This window comes from Gluconacetobacter brunescens, from assembly GCF_048695475.1.
Classification (GTDB): Bacteria; Pseudomonadota; Alphaproteobacteria; order Acetobacterales; family Acetobacteraceae; genus Gluconacetobacter.
Genome location: NZ_JBLHEN010000002.1, coordinates 1 through 13835, shown reverse-complemented (window position 1 = coordinate 13835; position 13835 = coordinate 1). Strand labels below are relative to the sequence as shown.

Here is a 13835-nt window from a genome sequence, read left to right as displayed (position 1 = left end):
GCGTCACGACCGTCGCGGGAGGCCGCTTGCGTGGCCGGACGATCATGAGCGAGGGTCAGCCGCGATGCGTGGTGGCAATCCGATCCAGAATCGCAAGACCGGCGGCATCGAACCGTTCGGGAGCGAACAGATCCAGCACCCGGTTGCGTGCGACCTGTCCCATGGTGGCGATGGCATGTGGTTGGCGCAACATGTCCGCCAGCGCCGCCGCCAGCGCCGGGGGATCGCCGGGAGGGACCAGGTGGCCCGATACGCCATTCTGGACCGTGCAACTGATTTCGCCGACCGAGGAGGCTACGGAAGCGAGGCCTGCCTGCATCGCCTGATGCATGGCGATGCACAGGCCCTCGCGTCGGGACGGCTGGACATAGGCATGCCGGGTGGCCAGAAAATCCGCCGGATCGGTTGAGAAGCCGGTCAGGTGGAGAGTCTTCAGATTGTGGTCGCGGATCAGCCCCTCGATCTGTGGCCGGGCTTCGCCTTCGCCGGCGATCGAAATCCGGAAAGGGGGAAGGGACGAGGCGGTTTTCAGCAATGCCAGGGCGTGACAAAGGATATCGTAGCCCTTGGCGGGATGCAGCCGCCCCAGCGAGCCGATCTGGACAGTTTCGCCGGGTTGCCATGGTCGGGCGATGGGAGCGGCCGGATCGGCGCGAAAGATCGGCCATAAAGCGGCGCGGTCGGGCGGAATGGCCAGGCGGTCTTGCATGAACGCCTGCACGCAGCGCGAGTCCGCGACCCATAGCCGGCTCAGGCCTCGCAGAGCGCGCAGCAGGCGGATATTCGCCGGGGCGAGGCCGGCATTATGCTGCCAACTGACGACGGGAATGTGTCGTGACAATCCGATCAACTGACCCGTGACGGTGGCCCTCGTCAGTGATGTCCAGATCAGGTCCGGATGCCATTCCGCCATTTGCCGGCCCAGCCAGAGCAGGGCGGACAGATGGTCGTTTCCCTTTCCGGCCCGGATGTGGACCGGCAGGCCCGCAGCCTGGAGAGCAGGGAGTGCGCGGCCGTCGCGGCGCCGCAGCGCGAAAACCGCGACATCGTGCCCGGCGCGGCGGAGGACATCGGTGATGTCGGGCACGGGGAAGGCGGCGCCGCCACCCTCCAGGGAGTTGATGATATAGGCGATGCGCATGGGATTATGCGGCGGTGGGCTTCCGGAGCAGGGATTCGACCAGGAGCAGATCGGCGGGCTTGTCGACATCCACGGCGGCGCGGCCGTCGGGCAGGGGCACCAGCTTGACCGAGGCCTGGCTCAGGCTGCCCACCCGCGCGCACAGGGCCGCGCGGGTCAGGCCGCCGGTCATGTAGCGCAGCAGGGTGCCGATGCCGAGCAGGCGCGCCATGCGGATCGGCCGTTTGCGTTCCTGCTCTATGCGCTGCCACAGCTCCACGACGCCGATTGAGGTGGGTGTGCGGAACAGGAACAGGTTGCAGCCGGAAAAGGCGCCGTCGGCCAGGCGGATCATCGTGCGTTTCGTCCCGGGGACATCGCGCGCGATGTCGGCCTCCATGGCGACGGCCGCGGCCATGTCGCAGTTCGCATCGACGGAATCGAGGAAGGTGTCGATCCATTCCGGGCGAAGCAGGGCATGGTCGGCGGTAGTGACCAGCAGGGGGGTGCCGAGCGTGCGCAGGGCTTCCATCACGCTGGCGCTGGGGCCGGCGGCCGGCGGCAGGAAGTCCACTGGATGGTCGAGTTCGAGCCCCTCCAGGATGCCGGGGGTTTCGATGCTGATGACGATGCGGCCGATGCGGGGGCAGGCGGCGAGCGCGTCGAGCACGCGTGCGATCATCGGCTGGCCGGCCACGGGCAGGATCGCCTTGTGCGAGACGTTGGCGGCGGTGGCCATCGGGTCCGCCGCGCCGGCGCGGGTGCCGGCCAGAACCAGGACGGTCAGCGGGCCGGGCGCGGATCGGGTGGATGTCACGCCGCGTTCCGCGATGTCGCGCCGTCGGGCCGGTCGCGCGGCGGTGCGCCGGTCTGTTCCATCACCCAGGGATAGCGGTTGGCTTCCTCCAGGTCGTAACCCAGGTTGAAGACATGCGGGCTGCGCGGCCGGGCGCGGGCATCGACATAATAGGTGCCGAAGGCGCGATCGACGACGAAGCTGGTGATGCCGTAATTGCCGTCCTCGTCATGGAAATGATGCAGGACGTGGCGCTGCTTCATCTTCTGGATCCAGCGCATCCGCGGCTTGTAGTTCAGGTGCTGGATGCAGTGGAAGAATTCGTAGATGCAGGTGATGACCAGCCCGGTGCCCATGGCCGCCGCGGCCCCCCCGACATTGCCGATCAGGTAGCCGATCGGCAGGGTGATGATGGCGATGGTGGGGATGGTGTTCAGCGGCGAACCGAACAGCACGTCCAGCAGGTGCGGGTCCTGGTGATGGTCGAAATGGATGCGCTTCCACAGCGTCGCCGTCCATTTCATCCGGTAGAGGAAGCGGCCGTGCAGGATGAAGCGATGGATCATGTACCATGCCAGCGGATAGACCGCGACGACGGCGCCGGCGGCGACCAGGGTCGGCCCGATGCCGGGGAAGTGCCGCGCCAGGACCACAAAGCCGATCGCGGCCAGGACGATATAGAGCAGGATCGTCGGATAGGTCAGGTAGGCGATCCACAACTGGCGGAGATTCATCTTCCCCAGGTCGAAGCTTCGGCCGGTGCGCAGGTTCGTGTTGTGTAAGGTCGTGCCGATCATCTCTCTTCAATCCTCAACACCAGGGCACAGACGGCGAGCGTAAAGATTACGATGCCGGGCAGGGTCGCCGCCGGGGCGGGCAGCGTGCCGGCGTTGCCCAGTGCCCGCAGCATGCCCTGGAAGACCACGAACAGCAGGCCGGCGCCCAGGCACCAGACCGGCAGCCAGCTCCGTGTTCCGCTTCGTGGTGGGATATAGACCACCGGCAAGGCCAATAACAGCATTACCGCAAAGCTGAAGGGGGTGAGCAGCCGTGCCAGCAGCGCGGTGCGCAGCGCCGCTGGCGGCTGTGAGGCGGGCGCGTGCCCGCGCAGGATCGCGATGATGGTGGCGGTGGAAAGCGGGGGCGTGTCCATCGACAGCCGGATCATGTCCGTGGGGCGCAGCCCGGCCGGCCAGCCATGCTCCAGCGCCGGTGCCGGGGCCAGCGTGGCCGTCCGGACGGTCGCCCCCGTCGGCTCCAGGCTGCGGCCGCCATCGTCGGTCCAGGTGCCGTTGGCATAGCGAAGCGTGTTCAGGTGGACGGTGCGGAACAGCCGGCCGCCCGGGTCGCGCTGATACAGGTCGACATGGGTCACGGTCGTCCCGCCCTGGGCGACATAGCCGATATCGGCCAGGGTCATGCCTGAGCGGAACCAGAAGCCGTGCCCGGCTTCCGGATGGGGATCGGTGCGGTTCCACCAGCTTGCCAGTGCCCGTTCCGTGCGCGGGGTGATCTGGTCGTCGACCAGGGCGCCGGCCACGCCGAGCGCGAGGATCGCGGGCAGCATCAGGCGGGTCAGGCCGGGGGTGGTCAGGCCGGCGGCGCGCAGGATCGCGATCTCGCTGCCGGTCGTCATCTGTACCAGCAGGACCAGCGAGCCGATCAGGACCGCCAGCGGCAGGGTGCCGCCCACCAGCAGGGGGGCGTGCAGCAGCATGAAATAGGCGATGCCGCGCGCGCCCTGATGCCGCTCCAGGATCGGGGTCAATTGTTCCAGCAGCGCGAGGACTTCCATCAGCGCCAGCAGGATCGCGGCTGTCGTCAGGATTCGTCCGAGCAGTTCGCGCGTCAGGTAGCCGATCAGGACGTGGCGTGTCGGCGAGGGAGGAAGCGGGCTCATGGGGACGGGCTGGCCGCCGGGCGGCCCAGCCGTCGGGCAAAGAGGCGCCCCCAGATCGGGCCGGCCCCCGCCGATCCGGACCGGCGCACGATCAGCCAGACGCAGGACCCGCAGAACAGGACGAACGGCCCCCATATCACCAGCCAGGGCGACATCGCGCGGCTGGCGACCAGGCTCAGCCCCAGTTGTAGCGCATGATCGAAGCCGACCAGGCTGATGGCGGCGATCGCCAGGCCCAGATTGCGCCGCTGGCGCTTGGCCATGCCCGCCAGCGCGCAGGCGAGGATCGGGATGAAGGGAATGGCCAGCGCCCGGGCGAGGCGGAAATGGAGTTCGGCCACCAGATGGGGGCGGCGAATCGTCGGATCGCCGGTGTGTATGTCGTGCAGCAGTTCGAACAGGGTCAGTTCCCGCTCGTCATTGCCGCGAAGGCGGAAGGCGTGGGCCTGGGAGACGGTGTTGAATATGCGGGTGGTGGTGTCGAACAGCACCAGCGTCGGGGTGTCGTCTTCACGCTCGGTGACGATGGTGCCGTGCTCCAGGTCCAGCCGGACCGATGTGCGGTCGTCGGCGATCCGCAAGGTTCCGCTCTCGGCGGAAATGTCACGTTCCAGCCCGTCGCTCCGGTCGCGGATGAAGACGTGATGCAGGCGGGTGCCGGCGCCGTCGACCCGGTCCGCCGTCAGCATCAGCGTGTCGGCCGGGGTGGCGAACATCCCGCTTTGCAGATGAGGAGCCCAGCCCGCATGGGCGGCGAAATACATCGCCTGCCGGAAATCGTAGCGGGCATAGGGTTGGATAAAGCCATAGAGGCTGAACCCCACCAGCCCCATGACCGCGCCCACGAGGATGAAGGGGCGCGCGATCCGCAGCAGCGAGACGCCGCTGGCCATCAGGGCGTCGATCTCGTTGTTCTGGCTCATGCGCCGCACGACGGCGAAGACGCTGACGCAGATGGCCGCCGGCAGGGCCAGGCCCAGATAATGGGGGATCAGGTCGGCCAGCAGCCCTGCGAAGACCTTGAGCGTGCCGCCATCCGCCGCCAGGACGTTCAGCAGGACCAGCAGCCGCTCCAGCAGCAGCGCGGTCATCACGACCGCCAGCGAGATCAGGAAGGGCGGTGCCATCTGTCGTACCAGATAACGGTCGAGGGTGCCCGGCGTGATTCTTTGCAGCACGGTGGAAGGGAAAGGCGGGCGCGTCATGTCCGGCAACTCATACAGGCATCGTCTAGGGGAGGCGATAGGCATCGAAGCGGCAGGGCGGCAGTTCGCGGACCGGCTGGCCCGGTGCGACCAGGCGGCGGCGGATTTCGGCGGTATATCCGCGTTCGGTGCCGGCGATGCGGATATGATGCCATGCGGCCGTGCGCTCCTGGCCCGGAGCCAGCATCGAGGCCGAGGCGATTCCCAGCACCGGCACCGTTGCCGTGGGGCCGGGCAGGGAGGACAGGCCGGAGCGATGGCTGTGGCCGTGCAGGATCAGTTCGGCGCCGGCCTGGGCGATGGCGGCCGCGAACAGTCCGGTATCCTGCAGGGCCTTGCGGCGGGTGACGATGCCGGGAACCGGAGGATGGTGGATCATGACAACGCGGAAGGCGCCTTCGCGGCCGGTTTCGTGCAGGATTTCGGTGAGGCGGGCGGCCTGGGCCGCGCCGATCCGTCCGGCGGCGGAAAACCAGGGGGTGGGGCAGGCGGAATTGACGCCGATCAGCGCCACCGGGCCGAAACGTCGGACAAAGGGGAAATCGTCCGGCCGGGCCGCCATCCAGGGTTTCCAGACCCCCAGCGTGGCATCCCATGGCGCGCGCACCAGCATGTCGTGGTTGCCGGGGATGATCGCGGTCTGCTGGGGCAGGCGGGCTGCTACCCAGGCTGCCGCGCGCCGGCATTCGACCGCTAGGCCCAGATTGGTCAGGTCTCCGGTCAGGGCGACGGCGTCCGGCGCCATCGCGCGGAGGTCGGTGACGAGCGCTTCCAGGACGGTATCGACATGCAGGAACCGGCGCCGGCGTCGCCAGGAGAACTGGCTGGTCATGCGCTTGTTCAGAAGCGACCATGCGGGGAAGCGCAGGCCGTCATGCGCCAGGTGTAGATCGGACAGGTGGGCCAGGGTCGTCTCGTTCACGGTTTTCTCCACGCTGTCCTCGGCCAGGCCGTCTTTGGACGTTCACGATCTTGCAATAATGCAGGGAACGCGGCTTATGACCCGGAGAATGTCGGTGTCACAAAGAAAGGTCGATAGGGCGTGAGCGAGCGGTTTGCCCTGATTCATAATCCGCGCAGCCGTCGGAATGGCCGTGAAGACGGTTCGTTCGGTCAGCGGGCGTCGCAGGCGCTGGGGCCGCTGTTCTTCCATTCGGCGTCCCGGGCTGGCCTGGTCGGGATCGCGGCTGAACTGGCCCGGCGCGAGGTCGGGGTGGTCGCGATCGATGGCGGGGATGGGACCGTCAGTGACGTTATGTCCGCCATTCATCACTCTTATCCGGCGGATGCGTTGCCGGCTCTTGTCGTGCTGCCGTCGGGGAATACCAACCTGATCGCCGCCGATGTGGGATTTGGGCTGCGTGGTACGGCAGCGCTCGAACAGTTGAGCCGCCTGGCTGGCGAGGGGGCCTTGCGGCGTTGCATTCTGCGGCGCGACGTGCTGGCCGTTCGCTGGTCCGATCCGGCGCGGCCGGCGGTGCTGGGGATGTTTCATGGCGCTGCCGCCTTTACGCGCGGAATCCGGATCGCCCATCGGCCGGTTATCCTGAATCGTTTTTCGCATGATCTGGCGGTCGGGATTGCGATCGCGTCTTCGCTGGGGCGGTTGGTCTTTCGCTCGACGCGCCGCAAATGGCTGGCCGGCGATTCCGTGACGCTGGCGGTGGGAGAAGAGGCGCCGCGGACGGAGGATTGCTTCCTGTTTATGGCCACCACGCTGGGCAGCCTGCCCGGAGGGATGTGGCCCTTCGCGGCACGGGAGGGGGCAGGGCTCTCCTATCTGAATGTCGGGGCCTTTCCTGAACATCTGCTCTCCGCGACGTGGTCGGTCCTGCGCGGGCGGTCCACGACCTGGATGGACCATTCGCCGTCCTACCAGCGTGGCCGGGCTGATCATCTGGCCTTGCGGCAGGCAGGGGATTTCGTGCTGGACGGCGAAATCCTGGATTCCGGTCCGGACGGGCAGACCTATCTGTCGGCGGGGCCGGCCTTCGATTTTATCCGGAATGCCTGATTCTCATGGATGATGCGCGATACGATCCTCTCGCTGCCGGGCGGGTCGCCCGCATTCTGACGGAGGAGCTGGTCCGGCCGGTGGAACCGGCGGTGACGGCGTTTGTCGACGAACTGGTCGGGGATGCGCCCGTGCTCGGCGTCCTGTTCTACGGGTCGGGCCTGCGGCAGGTGGATCCGGAGGGCATCCTCGATTTCTATATCGTGCTGGACCGGCAGGCAGACTGGGCGCGCGGCAGGGCGGCGCGCGAGGCGAATGCGTTGTTGCCGCCGAATGTCGAATATCACGAGCGCATCATTGACGGCCGGTCTGTCCGGGCCAAGGTCGCCATTCTGACCCTCGGGCAGTTCCGGGCGCTGACGGCGCGCGGTTGCCTGGACACCACGATCTGGGCCCGTTTCTGTCAGCCGGCGCGGTTGGTCTGGGTGCGCGACGCGGCGGCGGCCGATGCGATTCTGGGGTGTTTGATCCGCGCCGTGGGGGTGGCGGCCTGGTGGGCGGCCATGCTTGGCCCGGAGCGTGGATCGGCTCTGGCCTATTGGGAAAGCCTGTTTCGCCGGACCTATGCGGCGGAATTGCGGGTCGAGGGGGGAAATCGTTCCACCATGCTGCTGGCTGGCGCGTTGGGGACGCGGTTCGCGGCGCTGCTGCCGGCGGCCTGGGGGGCGTCCGGCCTGTCGTTCGCGCGGGAGGGCGAGATATTGTGCCCGGCGGTTTCGGCGGAAGCACGCGCCCGGGCGGGACGCCAATGGCGGGTACGCGCCGATCTGGGGCGTCCGCTGAATGTCGCGCGCCTGTTCAAGGCGGCTTTTACCTTCGCTGGCGGTGCGCGCTATATCGCGTGGAAAATACGCCGCCATAGCGGCTTCGACCTCGCCTTGACCCCGTTCGAGGCCAGGCACCCATTGATCTGCCTGCCTCGGCTGCTCTGGCGGTTGAAGGGGGCAGGGATCTTCCGGCGGTAAGGAGCGTTCAGGGCGCCTGACACGTCACATGACGATCCGGATCGCTCCTGCCGTCTGAAGACGGCAGGAGCGGGGACGGGGCGTTACTGGCCGAGCCCCAGTTCGCCGGCGACGGTGGCGAAGATTTCGATCGCCTGGTCGATCTGGGCGGCGTCATGCGTCGCCATTACCGAAGTCCGCAACAGCGGGTGCTGGTCGGGGGTGGCGGGCGGCAGGCTGAGATTGACGTACACGCCCAGATCCAGGAGCCGATTCCAGAATCGCACGGCTTGGTCGACCTCATCCAGCACCACCGATACGACAGGGCTGGCCTGTGGGCCGGTGCGCAGCCCGATGGCATTCAGGCCGGCATGCAGGCGCTGGGCGTTGTCCATCAACCGGTGCCGGAGTTCCGGCCGCTGTTCCAGTTCGCTCAGGGCGGCCATGGTGGCGGCAATCACGTCCGGCGGAAGCGACGCGGTGAACATGTAGGGGCGCGAGCACAGGCGGATCAGGTCCAGCCCGTCCTGGTCGGAAACGCAGTAGCCGCCGACCGTGCCGAGGCTCTTGGAGAAGGTGCCGACGACGAAATCAACATCGTTCTCCACCCCGCAGGCTTCGGCGACGCCGCGTCCATGTTCGCCCATGACGCCGACGGAATGGGCCTCGTCGGCCAGCAGCCAGGCGCCGGTTTCGCGCTTTACCGCCGCGAACTCGGCCATCGGCACCACGTCGCCCATCATCGAGTAGATGCCTTCGACGACGATCAGCTTGGCACCGGGGGTGCCGTGCAGCCGCCGCAGGCGCTTGTGCAGGTCGTCGGCGTCATTATGCCGGAAGCGGATGACCTGCGCCTGGCTGAGCCGGCTGCCGTCATAGATGCTGGCGTGGCTGTCGGCATCCAGCAGCAGGTAATCGTCCTTGCCGGCCAGGGCCGAGATCATGCCCAGATTCGCCTGGTAGCCGGTCGAGAACACCATGCAATGCTGGCGGCGGAAGAAGGCGGCAATGCGTTCTTCCAACTGGCGATGCAGGCCCTGGGTGCCGTTGGCGATGCGCGATCCGGTAGTGCCGACGCCGTGGGTCCGCAGCGTGTCGATCGCGGCTTCGATCGCCGCTTCGCTCTGGCTGAGGCCCAGATAATTGTTGGTGCCGAACAGCAGGGTCTCGCGCCCTTCGATCACACCCACGGTCGAGGATACGGGGTGGTCGATCACGACGGAAAACGGGTTGCGGCCTCCGCCATTGGTCACGGCCGCCAGCGAACGGGCCAGCGGCTCGTATTTGGAGAAGATCGACATGGAGTCAGTCGCCCTGCTTGAGCGACACGATGCAGTTGGCCAGGTCGTCGATGGTGCGGATGTCGGCAAGCCGGTCGAGCGGAACGGACACGTCGAGGGAATCCTCGATTTCCATCACGAAATTCATGACCGCGAGTGAATCGAAGGCCAGATCTTCGACGATCTTGCTGCTGCCGCTGATGTCGCGGGGAACCTTGGGATTCGCCAGCAGCGTCTGGATGATCAGGGCAGAGACGTCCGCGACCGTTTCACTCATTATAAATGCATCCTTATTGCGGGAGCCGTCTCCGTATGACGTGCCCGAACCCCGCCTGCCATGGGAGGCTCAGGGCAGTCTGGCGGACTGCCTCGCCCCCTCTCAACAAAAGAGGATGTCCTTATATCGAAATCCGGTCGGATGGCCAGTATTGAAGCTGGGGCCTGTCGGGGCAGGCCCCAGCGGATCACGCGACCGATGCGGTTTCGCTGACCGAGTCGAAGGCGCCCGACAGCAGCATGGCCTTGGCCCGTGCGCGGGTCAGCTTTCCCGACGATGTCTGCGGCAGCGTATGGGGCGGAATCAGAATGACAGAGACATCGACCCCATGCTGGCGGCGGAACAGGCTGGCGGCCTCGTTGCGCAGGGTTTCGCGGGCTTCGGGGGTGGAGGCGCGGCACTGGATCAGGGCGACGACCTTCTCGCCCTTTTCCTGGTCGATCGAGAAGACGGCGACATCGCGACTGCGCAGCGCGCCGATCTCGGTTTCCGCCGACCATTCCAGGTCCTGCGGCCAGATGTTGCGGCCGTTGATGATGATCAGGTCCTTGGCGCGGCCGGTGACGACCACCTGCCCGTCGATCATGTAGCCGAGGTCGCCGGTATTCAGCCAGCCGTCGGCATCCAGAACGCGCTGGGTTTCCTGGGGCTGGTTGAAATAGCCGCGCATCAGGCTGGGGCCACGGACGAAAATGGTGCCCACCTTGCGGTCCGGCAGCGGGCGGCCGGCAGGGTCACGAACTTCCAGCTCATGCTCGGGCAGAACCTTGCCGCATAGGATGAATGTCCTGAGGGCATGGGAGGGATCGTTCGACGGGCGCGCGATACCCTGCGTTTCCAGGAAGCGCAAATCGACCGTGTCGGTCTGTATGCCCGTGTGCAGGGGCACGAAGCTGATGGCCAGCGTGGCCTCCGCCATGCCGTAGCTGGCGGTAAAGGCCCGTCCGTCGAAGCCCGATGCCGCGAAGCGTTCGGCGAATTCCTCCAGGATGTGGTGACGGATCATGTCGCCACCGATGCCCGCGACGCGCCAGCAGGACAGTTCGAGCGTAACCGTCGACGCACGGCGGGCGCACAGTTCGAATCCGAAGGACGGGCTGTAGGAGATGGTGCCGCGATTGCGGCTGATCAAATCCAGCCAGACATGGGGACGACGGGCGAACTCGCGCGTTGGCAGCATATCGACGGTCAACTGGCAGGTGACCGGCGTCAGGAAGAAGCCGACGAGGCCCATGTCATGATACAGCGGCAGCCACGACACGCATCGGTCGCCGGTTTCGCGGACCTTCAGGCCGTCGCGGGCGATCGCGCGGGCATTTGCCATGCCCGATTTCTGGGTGACCGCCACCCCCATCGGAAAACGTGTGCTGCCCGAGGAGAATTGCAGGTAGGACAGATCGCCTGGCGAGACGGCCGGCAGGGTGACCGGCTCGACCGGCAAGGCCATCAGTTCGGCCGGGCTCCCGCCGAAGCGCAGGTCGAAGCCGTCGATGATCTCGCCTGTCCAGCCGGCAATGATATCGGGCACGACCACGGCGACGGCACCGGCGCTTTCGATCATGCCGCGCAGCGTCGTCACGTAGCCTTCGCGGCCGCCGAATGCGACCGGCAGCGGCAGCGGTGCCGGCACCAGGCCCGCATATTGGCAGCCAAAAAAGATCCGGGCGAAATCGCCATCGCTTTCCGCGACGATCGCGACCCGGTCACCCGGTCGCAGCCCCAGTGTCAGCAGCCGCCGTGCGACATCCAGGGCCTGTTCGCGCAACATTCGGTAGGGGAGGGACTCCAGCAATTGGCCACGCCCGGAATAGACGTTGAATCCCGCTTCCCCAAGGGCAGCGTAATCCAGAGCTTCTGGAAACGTTGCAAAATCGCCCAGGCGTCGCGCCTGACCAGAATCTGTCGGAGTCGGATCGAGTGTCATTTCAGGTAACGAATCTTCCACCTGGAGCATGTAATCAAGGCAGGTTCAAAGCGAGAACGAAAGCGCGCATCAATGCGCCTTTCGAAGGAATTCTACGATGGCATCCGCGCCAATCGGCGCTGTCGGCCCGATATCCGCGAGGCCGAAGGTTTCGCGTATATATGATTTCTGCCGGTCAAGGAAATCCGGGTGCCCGGCGACGGCGCCATCCAGTGCCTGGTCAAGGCTGGTCGCCGTGTCGATCACCGGCCCCAGGGACCAGAACAGATAGTCCGGATTGTCGTGCCATTTCGTCTCATGCGCGTCAAGAAACAGGCAGGGACGCGGCTCGATCAGAAATTCGGCGACCTGGCTGCTGACATCACCGAGATAGAGGTCGGCGCCCATCGTGTAGGTCATGTCGACGCTCCTGGTGCTGCCCGGATCGATGAGCATGTGCGGTATTCCCTCATAGGCGCGCAGGATGCTCGCAGCTCTGTCGCGATGTGCGTCAAACAGCCGGTAATGCGGCGCGAAAACAAGATTGTATCGGTCCTGAGCGGCAAAATAGTCCAGAACTTGAGTACCGAATTTATACCACGATGTCAGCCGCGGATTGAAATGCGGATTATAGAGAACTGTTGGGCGTCTGTTGCCGAACAGCGGCGCGGCGTTGCTATGCATCAGGCGCACGAGATCGAATTTGGCATAGACGCCTGTGACGTAGTGCCCGGGGCGGAGTGAACCCTGGCTTAGAAGGCGATTTTCAAGCTTTCTTCCTGCCATCAGGATAAAATCGAAATGCCGGACGTCTCGGGCGAAGCCGACCGCGCGGTCTCCGGCGCCGTGGCGGGTCCAGATCAGGCGCGGGCTACGCACGCCCATCCAGCGCAGATAGAGTGATGTGCGTTCGGGAACGACAATAGCCTGAAATGTCTCGAAATAATTCTTGTTGAAAAGCAGAGCTGCCAGTCTGGTCAGAACGCTGGGTCCGCGGTGGGTCAGTTGCCTTCGTAATAATCTGGGAAGAGTTAGCCGCTCATAAACGACGTGCGAATCAGGGTAGAGACTGGCCAAGCGCTTTATATAGGCTTCCTGCTCGTCGGTCAGGCAGGCAATATGGACCGCTGTCTCTGGATGCCGACGTGCGATCTCCATCGCGATCGGCAGCGAATGCGCAATCTGATGTGGCTGAGCAATAAAGGGGAAAACGATGCGCATCAGGTCAGGGCGTGACGGAGGCAGGTCTGTGGGGGGCGGGCGTCCACGCTTGCCATGCATGCAGTGCCGTGTCCTGTTGCATGCGCATCAGGACAATTGCTTCGCCGACATTGGCTGGCTTCACGCCAGTCAGTGGCAGGATTATCAGAATTGGCAGATAGAAGACAACATCCATGCTGTGTGCGATGACAGGGGCGCCCGTGCGACGGAATGTCATCGGCAGCGGTTCCAATGGTTAGGTCGTAAATGGCAACATTCTCGGCACCGTTCATCCATAGCACGATGTTGACTGCTGCGGGATCCCGCAGCTGCAGTCGGGTGCCCCGGCGGCAACGCGAAGGTTATCAGCAGGCAGCCATTTCTTCCGGCCGTCAGGCTGGACTGCCGTGGCAAACATTCCATCCGTTCGGTAATGTCCTGCCTTTACGGGTGGCTGTTTCGGGATAGAGGGGCTGCTGCATCATCATTCCGGGCTTGGCGGTGTCGGCGGCGATTTGGCTAGACAAGCTGATCATAGCCGGCGCGAACCGGCTCCTGACACGCCGCCGACAATCTGGGTTGTCATAGGGCATTGGCGTTGGTGATCAAGGCGAGGGTCAGATCCTGGCAATGACCGTGATCGCATAGACCACGAGGTCTCTGGTTAGATTTAGAGGCAGACTGAAACGCAGGACCCGATGGTAGCGGGCAGGTCTCTGTCGCTCAGGGGATGTAAGCCATGACTGAAAATCCACTATCTCTCTAATGATGCGGGTGGCTGTGTAGGTGAGGCTGAAGCCTTACCTGCCTAGCAGAACCCAGATTGGGGAATCCACGTCGAAGGTCGCGTGGTGTTGATGTTGTCGCGGGGCGGTAAGTGCGGCTGCCTCAGAGTAGCCTGCGTCTACGAAGTAGGGCTGCGGAATAGAAATTATGAAGGGCGACGACGATGCAAATGCCCTTTCCGAGGAGGGGAGGGCTTGGTCGGCTAGGATGGCCCTGGATCAGGATTGGCTGTTTTCCGGGGAATACCGTATGGCCGAGCAACTTTTTTGATTTTTTCTGAACTCCTGTGTTGACGGTGTGTGGGGTGGGGTGTAGATCGCTGTTCACCGCCGGGGCAGAGGTTCTTGACCTGGTGGGAATGACCTGCTAGTTTCTTTGGCCCTGCTGGGTTGAGTGGGTAACTAAGCAGA

The 13835-nt window shown here is 65.1% G+C and carries 12 protein-coding genes; 2 read left to right on the top strand and 10 right to left on the bottom strand.

Going from position 1 to position 13835, the window contains the following annotated elements; genetic code table 11:
* Positions 1–55 precede the first annotated feature (55 nt).
* Genes ACMAUO_RS12335 through ACMAUO_RS12310 form a run of 6 tightly spaced genes read right to left on the bottom strand, consistent with a single transcriptional unit; the run spans position 56 to position 5943 of the window.
* Positions 56–1141, bottom strand: coding sequence for a glycosyltransferase (locus ACMAUO_RS12335; protein ID WP_420357299.1), 1086 nt, complete (start codon positions 1139–1141; stop codon positions 56–58).
* 4 nt (positions 1142–1145) lie between these two features.
* Positions 1146–1937, bottom strand: coding sequence for an NTP transferase domain-containing protein (locus ACMAUO_RS12330; protein ID WP_473965178.1), 792 nt, complete (start codon positions 1935–1937; stop codon positions 1146–1148).
* Entirely contained in the window at positions 1934–2713 is a 780-nt protein-coding gene (locus tag ACMAUO_RS12325) for a sterol desaturase family protein (RefSeq protein WP_420357298.1), read from the bottom strand. The genes ACMAUO_RS12330 and ACMAUO_RS12325 overlap by 4 nt, the downstream gene beginning before the upstream one ends.
* Positions 2710–3816: an LptF/LptG family permease gene (locus tag ACMAUO_RS12320; RefSeq protein ID WP_420357297.1), complete on the bottom strand. Its 1107-nt coding sequence runs from the start codon at positions 3814–3816 to the stop codon at positions 2710–2712. Before ACMAUO_RS12320 ends, ACMAUO_RS12325 begins: the two co-directional genes overlap by 4 nt.
* Positions 3813–5021: an LptF/LptG family permease gene (locus ACMAUO_RS12315; protein WP_420357296.1), complete on the bottom strand. Its 1209-nt coding sequence runs from the start codon at positions 5019–5021 to the stop codon at positions 3813–3815. Before ACMAUO_RS12315 ends, ACMAUO_RS12320 begins: the two co-directional genes overlap by 4 nt.
* A 25-nt stretch (positions 5022–5046) precedes the next feature.
* Positions 5047–5943: a metallophosphoesterase family protein gene (locus ACMAUO_RS12310; protein WP_420357295.1), complete on the bottom strand. Its 897-nt coding sequence runs from the start codon at positions 5941–5943 to the stop codon at positions 5047–5049.
* Positions 5944–6063: 120 nt separating this feature from the next.
* On the opposite strand from ACMAUO_RS12310, the gene ACMAUO_RS12305 reads away from it, so the two are divergent.
* Positions 6064–7035 carry a diacylglycerol/lipid kinase family protein gene (locus ACMAUO_RS12305; protein ID WP_420357294.1) on the top strand — a complete coding sequence of 324 codons (972 nt, stop codon included), beginning with the start codon at positions 6064–6066 and terminating at the stop codon, positions 7033–7035.
* A gap of 5 nt (positions 7036–7040) precedes the next feature.
* Positions 7041–8000, top strand: coding sequence for a hypothetical protein (locus ACMAUO_RS12300; protein ID WP_420357293.1), 960 nt, complete (start codon positions 7041–7043; stop codon positions 7998–8000).
* 83 nt (positions 8001–8083) lie between these two features.
* Here ACMAUO_RS12300 and spt read toward each other — a convergent pair whose 3' ends face one another.
* From spt to ACMAUO_RS12280, 4 genes are all read right to left on the bottom strand, one after another.
* Positions 8084–9280, bottom strand: coding sequence for a serine palmitoyltransferase (gene spt / locus ACMAUO_RS12295; protein ID WP_420357292.1), 1197 nt, complete (start codon positions 9278–9280; stop codon positions 8084–8086).
* A gap of 4 nt (positions 9281–9284) precedes the next feature.
* Complete coding sequence (locus ACMAUO_RS12290) at positions 9285–9536, bottom strand: acyl carrier protein (protein WP_182950899.1); 252 nt, start codon at positions 9534–9536, stop codon at positions 9285–9287.
* Between the two features lie 187 nt (positions 9537–9723).
* A complete protein-coding gene (locus ACMAUO_RS12285; RefSeq protein WP_420357291.1) occupies positions 9724–11460 on the bottom strand; it encodes a fatty acyl-AMP ligase in 1737 nt (578 codons plus the stop codon).
* A gap of 69 nt (positions 11461–11529) precedes the next feature.
* Complete coding sequence (locus ACMAUO_RS12280; RefSeq protein ID WP_420358253.1) at positions 11530–12660, bottom strand: CDP-glycerol glycerophosphotransferase family protein; 1131 nt, start codon at positions 12658–12660, stop codon at positions 11530–11532.
* Between the last annotated feature and the right edge of the window lie 1175 nt (positions 12661–13835).